This window comes from Nostoc sp. (genome assembly GCF_036917235.1).
Lineage (GTDB): Bacteria > Cyanobacteriota > Cyanobacteriia > Cyanobacteriales > Nostocaceae > Nostoc.
The window spans coordinates 25,051-39,315 of sequence record NZ_JBALDU010000094.1 but is presented as its reverse complement, the minus strand read 5'-3'; the positions used below and the strand labels follow the sequence as shown (position 1 = coordinate 39,315).

Below are 14,265 nucleotides of genomic sequence, written 5' to 3'. Positions count from 1 at the left end.
GCATTTTGTTTTAACTATAAAGTAGAAATCAGAAATTGGGGAAAGTGAATCGTCCAAATCTGACTGTTGTGGAAGAGAAACTTTTATTCTTCGATTTACGATGCCAATACCTTTTGATAATTGCTCGCTTCATTAGCGATAATTCCAATTAAATTCAACTTACTCAAAATTTCTATTGCTTGAGTCAGTTCAGTTCGAGTCACTTTTCCCATCCGCTCTACCATGACAATACCACTGCAAAAAGATGCCACAATCCTGGCATCAACCGTGCCTAAAATAGATGGAGCATCTATTAGTACTAGGTCATAATTTTGCTCAAACACCTCTATTAGTTCTTTCATCCGTTGAGAACTGAGCAACTTCACTGTGTCTTCTGGTTCTGGCCCAGCAGTCAAAATATCAATGGAGGGGTGAATGGGCTGGATGTAATCTTGAAAATGAGTAGTTGTCTCATCAACTAATAACAGAGATAGTCCCCAATCATTGGATAGTTCCAGGATTTTGTGCAAGCTAGGATTATGTAGATTAGCGTCAATTACTAATACCCGTCTATGCATTCGGGCAGCGCTAGCTACAAGCCCTAATACTAAGGTTGTTTTTCCTTCCCCTGGTAGTGCTGAAGTAAACATCAGAGACTTGAACGGTAAGGGATATTTTAATATTTGAATATTTTGGTAGATCATATCCAAAGTTTCATGGACGGGCAATTTATTACTGGCTTCTATTACAGAAGAATCTGAGCTTCTTCTGACATTCCAAGGTAGCCCGAAGCGCCGCTTTTTGATGCCACGTAATGGTAGTTTTGGTACCGATCCCAATACACGTAGATTCGTCAGTTTCTTTAAATCTCCGGCACAATAAATAGCGTCATTAAACTTTTCCAAAATCAAGGCTGCTAAAATACCTAAAATCGGCCCAATTACTACTCCTCCAACCAAAAATAATAATCTGTTGTTACCCATATAAATACCGGGAGAAGGTTCTGCCAAAACTTGCCAGTTATATCCTTCCTGAGCAACTTTAAGTCCTAATGACTGTTGTGCCTGGATTAGTTGTTCAAGATTTTTGCGACTAGTTTCTACCTTTGGCAGCAGACGATTATATTCTGCTATTAAACTTGGGTATTTGTTTAGCTCAGAGCGTAGTTGCTGTTCTGAATCAACTAAATTTTTCTCGTTGGCGGTTAGTCCTAAAACACTTGTTTGTACTAAAACAAACTCATCTACTAGCGTTGGATCAACCCCTAATATTTGTCCTTTGAATAAAGGCTTTTCCTTACTAGTATTAGTAACAGTTTTAACCTCTTCTCGTAAGAGTAAAAGTTGACTTTGGCGTTGCTGTTTTAATTTTTGTACCGATGGATAATCATCTGTATAGCGGAGCCGCTCCTTAGCCAATGCTAGTTCAGTCTTTTGAATTTCACTTAATAATGCTTGATAGCGGCTTGACTGATTTAAACGAGAAGAAAGTAGTGTATTCTGCTGGGACGAAGACGCTATTAGTTGCTCTAGATTATCGTAGCGAGCGTTTACATCTTGAAGGTTGGCACGAGTAGTTTGCAGCTGTTGTTGAATATCGGCTAGAGATTCTAGCAGAATTTTACTTTGGACTTCGGGATCGAGGAATTTATGTTTTTTGCGAAACTGTTCTAAGTTTTTCTCAGCTTTACTTACCTCTTTTTTTATCTCAGGTAGACGAGTGTTTACAAAAGCTAATCCCTGATTAAGACGTTCTTTTTGCTGCTGTTTGTTGTAGTTTTGATAGACTTTCTGTAGCGCTTGAAGTACTCTTTGTGCTTTTACTGGATCGTCATCATGAAAAGAAACTTTAAATGCCTGATTAAAAACTTTATTTGCTCCTATGCCTCCCGCTTCGGGAGTTACTTCTAAAGGTGCTTTTCTGTTATGTTCTTTTTGACCATTGATGTCTTGTAAGGTAATATCGGGATAATCAGAATGTAGTAAATCTACAGCTTTTTGAAGCAACTTAGAACTCAGCATGAATTTCATCTGAGTAGTGGAATCAATAACTTGAGAATTTGAATCAGTAACCTGAGTATTTGACTGTGCCCCTTCAGATAAATTTGAATTCACCAATATCTGCATATTGCTCTGGTAAGTAGGTTTGGCCATGACAGCCAAGAGGCTAGCAGCTGACATAACTACACAGGAAACTCCAAAGATCAGAAAGCGTCGGCGAAGCAAAATAGTAGATAGTTGTCTGATGTCAACTGCGCCTTGTGCTGAAGTAGTAACCTGTTGCTTTTGATTCAGACTAGTCTTAGCCACTATTAAACTCCTCTAATATCGAAACACTATATTTATTTGGAAGATTTATGATAAATATGAAATGATTTTTTTTTACACCTAATAGCTGCGATCGCATACTTAATTCTTCTTCCAACAATGACAAGCTAATTTGGCACAATATTATGCCAACTGGCGCTTTCATGTTCATCAATTCATGCATATAAATTCTTAATCAGTGTTGTAAGTATAAAATTTTAATAAATATTTTATTTAAGGAATAAAAATCTTGACGAAAAATTAATTATTTTTTCTAAGTATTTGAGTATCAAATTATCCAATTCACAATCTTACTATATATATTAAAGTTATTTTGATAACTTGTAATATAAAAAACACATTGATAAAAATATTTAAACCATACTATTTAGATATTCTTGATACATCTAGTTAACCGTAAATTGTTGGTTAAATAGTTGACTTACTCGGAAAACGAAGCTACTGTTTATTTGCTTGATCTTATGATTGAGACTATTAAAATCTAAGATAAAACCTGGTTAATTTTAGATTTTAGATTAGAAGCGTTCAATAGGAAATCTAAAATCTAAAATTGTTCAACTGAGCGTAGCCGTACTCCTTCCCTACGGGACGATACGCGTAGCGTTCCGCAGGAAAGTCCAAAATTTAAACGCCTACCTTGGTTAACTCTATTTCCCGTCGTCTGGGTACTTCATGAATCATAAAATCGTAAGCCATATCAGTACGGGGAAAAATAGCACGAGCTTCCTTGAGAAGATCCTTTAACTCTAAGGTATTTCCAGGAGCATAGCGGGGACTGAAATGACTCATAATCAGCCGACGTGCCCCAGCAGCTAAAGCTGTTTGCGCTGCCATTGTGGTTGTAGAATGCAACCGCTGAAAAGCCATATCTGCATCTTGATGAGCAAAGGTTGCTTCATGAATTAATACATCTGCATCATGAGCTAATTGCACTGCACCATCACAATAAATTGTATCTGTACAATAGGCAATCTTTCGACCAATTTCTGTAGGACCGCACAATTGGGTGCCATCAATCACCCGTCCGTCCGCAAGGGTGACAGTTTCACCGCGCTTGAGTTGACCGTAAACCCGACCAGGAGGAATTTGCAATGCCTTGGCTTTTTCCACATCAAAGCGTCCGGTTCGGTCTTTTTCGGCTACGCGGTAGCCAAAAGCTGTGATACGATGATGCAAATTACCGCAGCTAACGGTGAAGTCCTCGTCTTCATAAATTATCCCTGGACGGATGGCGTGAACTTTGATTGGGTAAGAAAAGTGTGTGTAGGAGTAACGTGAAGCGGATTGAATGTAATCATTTAATCCAGGTGGGCCATAGATATCAATTCGTTCCACATTACCAGCCAAGCCGCAAGTAGCAAGAAGTCCCATCAAGCCAAAGATATGGTCGCCGTGCATGTGGGTGATAAAAATTCGGGAGAGTTGACTCATTTTGAGTTCACTCCGCATAATTTGATGCTGAGTACCTTCGCCACAGTCAAATAACCAGAGTTCTGCCCTTTGGGGTAATCTCAGAGCGACACTGGAAACATTGCGCGATCGCGTGGGTACACCGGAACTCGTCCCTAAGAATGTTATCTGCACAATGTTCTTTAGTCTTCCTATTGCTCAATTTGCAGCTCTATTTTCTATAGTGCCACGGTTATTGAGCAAAATACTTAGGAATTTGGGCATTGGGCATCCCTTCTCTGCGAGACGCTACGCGAACGACTTCTCCTAACAAAGACGCTGCGCGTTAGCGGAGCTTTCGCTTTAGCGATACGCTCAGGGCAAGTGGGTATAGCGCATTAGTTACTAGTTATTCTCGCAATTTAGTATCCACAAGTAACTAAATAACAAGTTGATAAATACCAAATAACTGCTGTAATGCAAATATTGTCGTTTTTGGCGATCTAAACGATACTCCAGACTCCCAGCCGATTAAAATCCTTGAAGGAAATCAGCTGAAAAATTTGGTAAACAAAATTCCTCAAGATGACCGCTTCTCTTATGTCTTTCGAGGAACTAAGGAACAAATTGACCAAATCCTGATTACCCCAAACTTGTTTAACAATGGAAATCCTGAGATCAATGCTGTTCACGTTAACGCAGGTATTTCTAGAGTAGTCAGCGATCACGACCCTGTGATTGCTAGATTTACTCTATCAGCTATTGGTGAGACTACTCCCATTCCATCAGTCCCAGTTAGCAGTCCTGAACCACCAGTTAAACCAGGCACAATTCTTTCTGGTGTCACAGGAGACGATTTACTGGAAAAACTAGATAGCCTTTACTCTCCTCGTGCTAGCCTCGGATATGGTAGTGCCCGTGATTTGCTCTACACCAAAATAGATAACCAAGGTGGCATAGTAACGGACATCTACGCCGGTTACAGTGTTCCGATCGACCCAAATTCAGATAAACCCAGAGAGGAAGCTGCACAACGCAGAATCAATGCTGAACACGTTTGGCCGCAGAGTATGGGAGCTGAAGGCCCAGCAAAAAGCGATTTGCATAACCTCTTTGCTTCACGTGTGGAAGTTAACAGCGATCGCGCCAACTTTCCATTTGCAGATATTCCTGATAATCAAACTACGTCTTGGTATCTCGATGATGATGAACTAAGTTTCAAACCAAGTCCGCAGGATATTGACAAATACAGTGAATTCAAACGGGGATTCTTTGAACCACGGGAGGCAAAGAAAGGAGATATTGCTCGCGTAATTTTCTATTTCCGCACAGTCTACCCACAATTGGCAAATGCAAGCTTCTTTGAAGCACAAAAGGATACTCTGTGTAAGTGGCAAGCAGACGATCCAATTGATGCTGGTGAGGTAGCACGCAGTCATGCGATCGCTAAAACACCCCAAGGTAATGATAATCCCTTCGTGTTAGATTCTACCCTGCCACAACGAACCTACTGCAAGTGAAAAGTACAGAGGTCTAAAACTCTATCCTGGTTGGAAGAGTTTTAGACCTCCGTTTTTGAAAAATTGAGCAGATGGGTTTTTCGACAGTCGTTGAAGTTGCGATTGGTTTTATAACAATTTTTTTATGCAATATTATCTAAAAGCCGATCGCGAATTGTTTGGAGTTGGTCTTGAGTTTTAATTGGCTCTCGCGGTGCTGGCAATTCAGTATTCGGCCAGTTAGGTAAATCATTACAGGGACATAACAACGCCGGCATCCCAACGTTTCGCGCGGCTACTGGCATACTGCATCGGCTGCAAGGCAGCATATTCCATGCTGGTGTCAACAATTCAGCAATAGTTTCATGTGTACCCTCAAGGTAACAATCACCCGATTCCGGTGAAATAATTTTTTGCCAGCACTCTTCAAATTCTTCACTATAGCGATCGCCATTTAGCACCGACTGGGGCAAAAAGCTTGCCTCGCCGTTGCCCGTAATAACTTTCTTACCCAACTGAAACCAGTAGGCAAGGTATTTTCTAACTTCTTGTTTGGTTGCCATAAGACAATTTTAGATTTTAGATTTTAGATTTTGGATTAATTTCAATCAACAGTTAAGAATCTTGACTCCTGAATGTTCCAGCATCTCCTTTATTTGGCAATGGCGAACCAAGGATGCTGAGATTGAGAACATGACCGCCAGTCACTAAATAAACAGTTTCGCTAAGTGTTGCTAGCTGGCGTACTAAAGAACCGAGGCGATCGCGGAACGCCCTTCCAAGTGGATAAGCTGGTATCACACCCCAACCCACCTCTTCTGCTACGAACAGGATATCAGCAGCAACCAGTTCCACCGTCTCCAAAAACTCTGCAAGGGTATTTTCCCAGCTAGATTCGTCCTGTTCTAAGAGATTGGCAACCCAAGTTCCTAAAGAATCAACTAAAAGACAGGTATAGGGTTTGGCATCAGCAAGGGTAGCAGACAGTTCCACAGGTACAGATAAAGTTACCCACTCTTGGGGACGACGTTGTTGGTGTTCTAAAATGCGTTGATGCCATTCTTGGTCATCTAGGTTATCAGTGGCTGTTGCTACATAAACAACTGCTTTTCCTGACTGCATGGCTAAAGTTTCTGCCCATTCACTTTTACCAGATCGTGCTGGCCCTGTTACTAAGATGATTTTACCCAAAGTTTTTTACTGAGTATTTTAACAAGAGAGGCAGGAGGCAGAAGGAATATTGCCGTCGCCTCCTGTTTTTACTTTATGGGTGAGATTTTTTGTTTCAAATAACTTTTAAGGGATAAAATTAGCACCAGCATCATTAGATGTTAGAACTGGCAAAAGCTAAAAATCCCAACTACCCCATTCTCAATTATTCAATACTACTGGGGACAGCAAACTTTAGGATGTCTTTATGAACGCAGGCTTAAAACGCATTGAAGCAACTCTACACGATTTAGGGAATCGCGGCACTGACTCTACTGCCGAAACAACTGATTCGACAACAAAACGGCCTTTCTCTTTTAGAATCAGCGTCGGAGCTAACGAACCTACAGAAAGTACACAAATTCCATCCTCTCAGGATGGGGAAGTAAAGTCACAAGAACAAACAATTGACTTAAATGTAAATACTGAGGTTGATTATCCTTCTGACCAAAATTTCTTTCCTCATCATGAATCTGTGCAGACCTTTCAAGCAGAAGAGAATGGTAACAGAACACCCAGCTTACCCAAGTTGAAAACTCCGACCTTTAGTAGCCATCGCCACGGTGCGAATCCAGCATTGGCGATGAATCTATTGCAAGAAATTCAGGAAACTGTCGCTGGTTGGCAGACAGAATTGCAAAATATTTTGAAACAAATTCAGGATATTTACTTAGAAGGGCCAATTGTCAATGGCTGGTTAGAATCCAATCCCACCGAACCAGAACCAGGAGGAACTGCGACACTGCGCCATGCAGAAGTTGACCGCCTGATGAACTACGTAGAAGAAATTTGTGCCACTGGTGGAAAAGTATCTTATCAATCATCTATTACTGGCTATCGCCTCTGTGGTGTAGACGATACTGGTAAAGTTTGGTCGCGTCCATGTCCACCGGATCAGGTTCCCAATGTTAGTATGGCGATCGCTCGTTACCAAAAGTTACGTCAACTGCTAGGGCGCAAGCAATCTTTGGAAACCCGCCTTAGTCAACTGGCGCAAACTCTTGTAGTTTTACACAGTCATATTCAACAAACGTAAAGTTTTAAAGATTATTTCCGAAGAAACTCGGTTGGTAGGTCGGTAACTTTTGGTTTAGATTAACTCTCAGCAGTTATAGCGTTGGATTTAGATTTTAATCTAAAATCGTTCGACTGAGCGACTTGCCTTGAGCGTATCGCTAAAGCGAAAGCTCCGCTAACGCGTAGCGTCTCGTAGAGAAGTCGAAAGGAGCCGAAGTCCCAAATCTCAAATCCAAAATTCAATCTATGCCAGACATCCAAATCTCTGCCATTATCTGTACTCACAATCGAGATACCTATTTAGGGGCTGCAATTGATAGTCTTTTAGATCAAGATTTTGCTGCTGACTTTGAAATTGTAGTAGTTGATAACGGATCTAGCGATCGCACCCGTGAGGTTGTAGAAGAAAGGGCCCACAATCCGCGCCTGAAGTATGTTTTTGAACCCACCATTGGTTTATCTGTCGCCCGCAACACGGGTGCAAAGGTCGCCAGTGGTGATATTCTTGCTTATCTAGATGACGATGCCGTTGCCAGTAAGAGCTGGCTACAAGTTTTATATTCTGCCTATTACAATAATTCTAAGCTAGCGATCGCAGGTGGCAAAGTCACTCTCCTGTGGCCTTCAGGAATTCAACAACCACGATGGCTATCTCCGGGGCTAGCTGCAAATCTGGGTGCATACGACTTAGGTGACAGTAACATCTACATTGAGCAACCTGGCTCAACACCCAGAGGCTTAAATTACTCCATCCGCCGCAGTTTCCTCGAAGAAATTGGCGGTTTCGATCCTCATCTCGGCCGAGTGGGTAAAAATTTATTATCTAATGAAGAACTGCAAATGACCGAATTCGCTCTACAGCGTGGTTGGCAAGTCGCTTATCTTCCCGAAGCACTCGTCGCTCACAATGTAGCCCCAGAACGCCTCCAACGCTCCTGGTTTTTAAACCGGGGCTGGTGGCAGGGTATCAGTGAATGCTATCGAGAACAACTCGCTGGTAAAGCTGGGATCGCTCAATTACAGCGAGGTAGCGAAAGATTTGTGCGAGGCTTGTATAAGGCTTTACAGTATTTCTCCGATCCAGCAGAACGGTTTGACAAACTGGTGTATGCTTACGGTCAGATTGGTTACTTAAATGCTGCTATTCAGGGTCTTTTATCTACATCAAATAAGAAATAACTAGTAACATAATTTCTACTCAATATGTCATCTAAAATACCAGTTTCAGTATTAATTCCGGCAAAAAACGAACAAGCTAACTTGCCTGCTTGCCTTACTAGCCTTAGCAGAGCAGATGAAATATTTGTAGTAGATTCTCAAAGTACCGACAATAGCATTGAAATTGCTAAAACTTACGGTGTAAATGTCGTACAATTCAACTTCAATGGACGCTGGCCTAAAAAGAAAAATTGGTCTTTAGATAATCTACCTTTTCGTAATAAATGGGTACTAATTGTAGATTGTGATGAGCGCATTACCCCCGAACTCTGGGAAGAAATTGAACAAGCAATTCAAAATGATGAATATACAGGTTATTATCTCAACCGCCGCGTATTTTTCTTAGGAAAATGGATTCGTTATGGTGGTAAATATCCTGATTGGAATCTACGTTTATTTCAACATAAAAAAGGTCGCTACGAAAATCTAAATACAGAAGATATTCCTAATACTGGTGATAACGAAGTTCACGAACACGTGATTTTGCAAGGGAAAGTTGGGTATCTCAAAAATGATATGCTCCACGAGGACTTCCGCGACCTTTACCACTGGTTAGAACGCCACAACCGCTATTCCAACTGGGAAGCCAGGGTTTATTTTAATATTCTTACAGGTAAAGATGATAGCGGTACTATCGGCGCTAATCTATTTGGCGATGCCGTGCAACGCAAACGATTTTTGAAAAAAGTTTGGGTACACCTACCATTTAGACCCATTTTGCGTTTTGTTTTGTTTTATATAATTCAACGCGGTTTTTTAGATGGCAAAGCCGGATATATATATGGGCGATTGCTGAGTCAATATGAATATCAAATTGGCGTTAAACTTTACGAATTACGCAACTGCGGTGGTCACTTAAATACTGCAACTATCCCGAAGGAGGGAGCAGAGGAGCAGGGGAGCAGAGAAGCACAAGCAAAGCTATTGACCATTGATTCCTGACAATAACAAATAATGACTAATTACTAATGACTAATGACCAACCTTTTGTAGATTTACGCAAATATGACCAATCTTGGTTTGACCGAGGGCGTCCAGGTTGGTATGTTTTATTATGGTGGTTTGTACAAGCGATCGCCTTTCCCCTCACTCCTCAACCGTTAAATATTCTGCGTTGTGCTTTGCTACGATTATTTGGCGCTCGTATCGGCAAAGGTGTATTAATTCGACCTACAGCCCGCTTTACCTACCCCTGGAAAGTCACCATTGGTAACTACAGTTGGATTGGAGATGACGTAGTTTTATATAGCCTCGATCAGATCCATATTGGTGAACATTGCGTAATTTCCCAAAAAAGTTATCTGTGTACTGGTACTCACGATCTCCAAGATCCTGCTTTTGGGTTGAAAACAGCGAGTATTACCATTGAAAATGGTGCATGGGTAGCAGCAGATTGTTTTGTTGGGCCAGGAGTGCAAATCGCAGCTAATGCTGTGATTGGCGCTCGTAGTAGTGTTTTTACTAATATGCCTTCTGGGCAGGTTTGTTGGGGAAGCCCTTGTCGTCCTAAAACAGCTCGGCTAAAACTCGATCCCTCCACAACCCCCTGATTTTATAGATAAACATAATAAGGTAGTACAACTAGTTGTGCTACTGTGCTACCTTAACTTTTCTATATATTTATTTGTTTTTGGCAAGAGAATAAAAGTGCGATCGCTATATAGCTTTTTCTAATAAGAATGAGGTATGTAGGACTAGTATTTGATTTGTGAGAATTGCAACCCGTAGATCCCCGACTTCGTAAAAGTTACCGAGGATCTTGTTTTTCGCGAATACTTCAAGATTGTTATATACACTTCATCACTTGGAAACCGCTATTTTGTGGAAATAGTTTACTTTTATTTAATAAAATCTTTTTAATTTAAGTCTAAAATTTGTGTGTATCTAAAAAAATTGGCAGAAAGTATGGCATCTCAAATCAGCCAAGAGATATTTTAAATAGCAAAATTATTTTTGCCATTCCACAAGTAGGTGATACAGCACTTCCCCCTATTATGCAATACAGTTTTTATCCTTTCCTAGCATAGCTTTCAGTTTTGAGGATGTACCTCATGGCTGCCGGAAGTGCTGTAAAGTGCCATCTGCCACACATCTTCATCAACTTGCTAAACCCGGACTTACGCAAACAATAGCTGAAACCCTGATTTTTAGATAGGAGGAATTTATGAATTTCCCCTAAGTAGGTGGATCTAAATTAAATATAAGATAGATAGTTCGTCATTGCGTTGGCGTAAGCCTTCCCGCAGGGGTAAGCTGTTCCACATTTAAATTGCATATACTGGACGAGCAAGATGCCCATCCCACAAGAGTTATATTTAATTCGATTATGCAAATTAGATGTTTTTTAGCTTACGAAGTGTTCGCGGAGCGTCTCTAAGAGTTGCAATCGCAAAGACTGAGATTGCCACGCTTCACTTCGTTCCGCTCGCAATGACATCTTATATTTAATTGCGTCTGCTTACTTACCACCAGTCTTATAAAGATTTTATTTTAAAGGAAAACAAACTCTATAAATTTTAAAGTGAATTTAATAAGAGGTAAGTATGAATTTTAATAAAAATGAAAAACCTGTGATTCTAATAGTCGATGATACTCCTGTTAATTTACAAGTATTATTTGACTTTTTAGAGTATTACAGCTTTCAAGTTTTAGTATCTGAAGATGGTCAAAGTGCCGTTCAGATGGCAGAATATGCTTTACCTGACCTGATTTTATTGGATGTATTAATGCCAGTAATTGACGGTTTTGAGACTTGTAGACTTTTAAAAAAAAATCCAGCCACTCAAGATATTCCCATAATATTTATAACTGCCATGAGTGACAAGGTAGATAAAGTCAAAGGCTTGAATCTTGGTGCAGTAGATTACATTACCAAACCTTTAGAATATCAAGAGGTTTTAGCTAGGGTAAATACCCATTTACGTTTACGAAACCTCACAAAAAAACTCACAGAGCAAAATCAACGTTTAGAGACCGAAATCTTGGAGCGCCTGCGGATAGAGGAAAAACTACGATGTCATTCAGATGCATTAGATGAGTGGAACAATCGCTATCAAGCACTAATTCAAGCAAGTGGTCAGATTCTCTACGACTGGCACTTGCATACCAATGAGATTAAATATGATGGCAATGTAGAGCGAATATTAGGTTACTCTATGCCTGAGATGTTGGGAGGTTTGAACCGCTGGCTAGAATTGGTTCATCCTGACGATCGCAGCTTCTTTAACAAAGAGATTAACCGCGTTTTATCCACAAAAGAGCGATTCCATCTTGAATTTCGCGTATGTCGTAAAGATGGCACTTATATCACAGTTGAAAACAATGGCTATATCTTTTTAGACTCTACTGGTAAAGTTGCGAGGATGGCAGGCTTTGTAATTGATATTACCGAACAGCAAGCTGCGCTGCGCCAACACAAAGATGCAGAACAGAAAATCCGCGAGCAAGCTGCTTTGCTTAACATCACCACAGACGCGATTACCGTTCAAAATTTGATTAACCAAATTCAATTTTGGAATAAAGGGGCTGAAAATGTCTACGGTTGGATGGCAGAAGAAGTAATGGGCAAGAATGCTAATCAGCTTTTTTATCAAAAGCAAAGTTTTTTGCAATTGAAAAACATTCAAGAAACTTTAGCTGAGAGTGGTTCGTGGCAAGGTGAGTTATATCAAGTCACAAAACAAGGCAAAGAAATCATCGTTGCTAGTCGCTGGACACTAGTAAATGATGATGAGGGGCAAGCCGAATCCATTCTGATTGTCAACTCCGACATCACAGAGAAAAAGCAACTTGAAGCCCAGTTTCTCCGGGCCCAGCGGATGGAGAGTCTGGGCACTCTAGCAAGTGGCATCGCCCACGACCTCAATAATGCACTGACACCCATGATGATGACAGTACAACTTTTAGAGGCAAAGCTGCCGGATGAAAACAGTCAGAAATGGCTAACAATTATGGAAACAAATATTAAACGTGCAGCAGATTTAGTTAAACAAGTGTTGTGGTTTTCACGCGGATCTGTAGGTAACTTTAAAACCTTACAGGTACGTAATTCAATTTTAGAAATTGAAAATATTGTTAAGCAAACATTTTCCAGAGCTATTGAAATCCACATTGATGTTCCTCAGAAAAACCTGTGGAATGTCTTTGGTGATGCGACTCAGCTACACCAAGTGCTGATGAACCTCTGCATTAATGCTCGTGATGCTATGCCTCATGGCGGTATCTTAAAGATTTCTGCCAAGAATTTCTGGGTTGATAGCTACTATGCCCGGATGAATATTGATGCGAAGGTGGGTTCTTATGTAATGATTACCGTGTGTGATACAGGTACAGGAATTAAAAGAGAAATAGTAGATAGAATTTTTGAGCCATTTTTCACAACAAAAGAAGTGGGTAAAGGTACAGGGCTTGGTCTTTCAACAGTCCTTGGCATTATCAAAAGCCACAGTGCTTTTGTGAATGTAATTAGTGAAGTGGGCAAAGGTACAGAGTTTCAAGTTTGCTTACCCGTAACGCAGACAATCGAAGCAGATGGTAAATTAGCTAGAGATCAGAAATTACCAGCAGGGCATGGAGAATTAATTCTCGTTGTTGATGATGAAGCTTCAATTCGAGAGGTTACTCAAACTTGGTTAGAACAAAATGCCTATAAAGTTTTAGTAGCTAGTGATGGGATTGATGCGATCGCACTATATACAAAACATCAACAAGAAATTAGTGTAGTGTTGGTTGATATGATGATGCCATGTATGGATGGGCCAACAACTATCAATGTATTGAAAAAAATTAATCCAGACATCAAAATTATTGGTCTTAGTGGATTAGCATTCAATCATGAAATGATTAAAAACCTTGGTAATAGTGTCAAAACCCTTTTATCTAAGCCTTACACCTCAAGCGACTTGTTAATAAATTTACAAATGCTAATTAGCACAAAGTAGAGTTTGTCATTAGTCATTAGTCATTTGTCATTAGTGAATAAGCAATGCCCAATGCCTAAGCAAAATGGTAAGTCGCAGTGGTAATATGTTTTTATGGCTGCTCTAATCCTTGCTATTGATGAACAAACTATTGGATGAAACGCTGTCAATCAAAATTGCTGAACAGATAAACAGCAAAGCTAGCACTCCGTTTGATAATGCTTATAAAGCAGCATTATCCACTGAGGGAGCAAAGTATATTCAGGGATTTTTAGCTTTTGCTGGGAAGCCATACAGACCGATTGAACACAGTTGGATTGAGCTAGACGGCGCCTCTGATGTTCGCATTATCGATCCCACATTACCTCACCTGAACAAAAATCCCGAAGAAATCTGGTATTTTGCAGCACATAGTCTGACTGTTAAAAAACTGAAAGCCATCATTGAAGAATCAAAAGAAGATTATCCAGAAGACGATCCGTTGCCAATCTATGGCAGTCCACCTTATGAATATTACGGTGATGTAATGTTGGGTGGTCAAGACTATCTGACAGCATATCAAGCCGCAGAGGCTAAGTGCAGAGAAATTAACGAACTCAACCCTGAGAGTAACTAATAAAAATCAATTAAATAATTCATAATTACGAATTACGTTACTATCACTTTGCCACAATTTCGACTATTGAGGAGATATTCTATACCGTCAGA

At 40.3% G+C, this 14,265-nt stretch carries 11 protein-coding genes; 7 read left to right on the top strand and 4 right to left on the bottom strand.

Features of this window, described 5'->3' with window-relative positions; translation table 11 throughout:
* Positions 1–95: 95 nt before the first annotated feature.
* Entirely contained in the window at positions 96–2,288 is a 2,193-nt protein-coding gene (locus V7K44_RS26245) for a GumC family protein (protein WP_334935887.1), read from the bottom strand.
* Between the two features lie 642 nt (positions 2,289–2,930).
* Positions 2,931–3,890: a ribonuclease Z gene (locus V7K44_RS26240; RefSeq protein WP_334935885.1), complete on the bottom strand. Its 960-nt coding sequence runs from the start codon at positions 3,888–3,890 to the stop codon at positions 2,931–2,933.
* A gap of 368 nt (positions 3,891–4,258) precedes the next feature.
* On the opposite strand from V7K44_RS26240, the gene V7K44_RS26235 reads away from it, so the two are divergent.
* Complete coding sequence (locus V7K44_RS26235) at positions 4,259–5,215, top strand: endonuclease I family protein (protein ID WP_334935883.1); 957 nt, start codon at positions 4,259–4,261, stop codon at positions 5,213–5,215.
* 122 nt (positions 5,216–5,337) lie between these two features.
* On the opposite strand, the gene V7K44_RS26230 is transcribed toward V7K44_RS26235, so the two are convergent.
* Together V7K44_RS26230 and cobU are read right to left on the bottom strand one after the other, a co-directional pair.
* Positions 5,338–5,757 (bottom strand): hypothetical protein, encoded by a 420-nt coding sequence (locus V7K44_RS26230; protein ID WP_334935881.1) that lies wholly within the window; start codon positions 5,755–5,757, stop codon positions 5,338–5,340.
* Positions 5,758–5,809: 52 nt separating this feature from the next.
* Entirely contained in the window at positions 5,810–6,385 is a 576-nt protein-coding gene (gene cobU, locus V7K44_RS26225; RefSeq protein ID WP_334935879.1) for a bifunctional adenosylcobinamide kinase/adenosylcobinamide-phosphate guanylyltransferase, read from the bottom strand.
* A 226-nt stretch (positions 6,386–6,611) separates the two neighbouring features.
* Here cobU and V7K44_RS26220 point away from each other — a divergent pair, with 226 nt between their 5' ends.
* The 6 genes from V7K44_RS26220 (at position 6,612) to V7K44_RS26195 (ending at position 14,173) form a co-directional block, all read left to right on the top strand.
* Positions 6,612–7,439: a hypothetical protein gene (locus V7K44_RS26220; protein ID WP_334935877.1), complete on the top strand. Its 828-nt coding sequence runs from the start codon at positions 6,612–6,614 to the stop codon at positions 7,437–7,439.
* 227 nt (positions 7,440–7,666) lie between these two features.
* Positions 7,667–8,599 carry a glycosyltransferase gene (locus V7K44_RS26215; protein ID WP_334935875.1) on the top strand — a complete coding sequence of 311 codons (933 nt, stop codon included), beginning with the start codon at positions 7,667–7,669 and terminating at the stop codon, positions 8,597–8,599.
* Positions 8,600–8,623: 24 nt separating this feature from the next.
* Positions 8,624–9,580: a glycosyltransferase family 2 protein gene (locus tag V7K44_RS26210; protein WP_334935873.1), complete on the top strand. Its 957-nt coding sequence runs from the start codon at positions 8,624–8,626 to the stop codon at positions 9,578–9,580.
* Between the two features lie 26 nt (positions 9,581–9,606).
* Positions 9,607–10,188, top strand: a complete 582-nt coding sequence (gene hpsU / locus V7K44_RS26205) for a hormogonium polysaccharide biosynthesis acetyltransferase HpsU (RefSeq protein ID WP_334935871.1) — start codon at positions 9,607–9,609, stop codon at positions 10,186–10,188.
* 993 nt (positions 10,189–11,181) lie between these two features.
* Positions 11,182–13,578 carry a hybrid sensor histidine kinase/response regulator gene (locus V7K44_RS26200; protein WP_334935869.1) on the top strand — a complete coding sequence of 799 codons (2,397 nt, stop codon included), beginning with the start codon at positions 11,182–11,184 and terminating at the stop codon, positions 13,576–13,578.
* A 118-nt stretch (positions 13,579–13,696) separates the two neighbouring features.
* Positions 13,697–14,173 carry a hypothetical protein gene (locus V7K44_RS26195; RefSeq protein WP_334935867.1) on the top strand — a complete coding sequence of 159 codons (477 nt, stop codon included), beginning with the start codon at positions 13,697–13,699 and terminating at the stop codon, positions 14,171–14,173.
* The last annotated feature ends 92 nt before the right edge of the window (positions 14,174–14,265 follow it).

Excerpts from the sequence above, each read along its gene's own strand:
- V7K44_RS26200 (WP_334935869.1), top strand. The coding sequence starts at position 11,182 with ATGAATTTTAATAAAAATGAAAAACCTGTGATTCTAATAGTCGATGAT.
- V7K44_RS26195 (WP_334935867.1), top strand. The coding sequence starts at position 13,697 with ATGAACAAACTATTGGATGAAACGCTGTCAATCAAAATTGCTGAACAG.
- hpsU (WP_334935871.1), top strand. The coding sequence starts at position 9,607 with ATGACTAATGACCAACCTTTTGTAGATTTACGCAAATATGACCAATCT.
- V7K44_RS26210 (WP_334935873.1), top strand. The coding sequence starts at position 8,624 with ATGTCATCTAAAATACCAGTTTCAGTATTAATTCCGGCAAAAAACGAA.
- V7K44_RS26220 (WP_334935877.1), top strand. The coding sequence starts at position 6,612 with ATGAACGCAGGCTTAAAACGCATTGAAGCAACTCTACACGATTTAGGG.
- V7K44_RS26215 (WP_334935875.1), top strand. The coding sequence starts at position 7,667 with ATGCCAGACATCCAAATCTCTGCCATTATCTGTACTCACAATCGAGAT.
- V7K44_RS26230 (WP_334935881.1), bottom strand. The coding sequence starts at position 5,757 with ATGGCAACCAAACAAGAAGTTAGAAAATACCTTGCCTACTGGTTTCAG.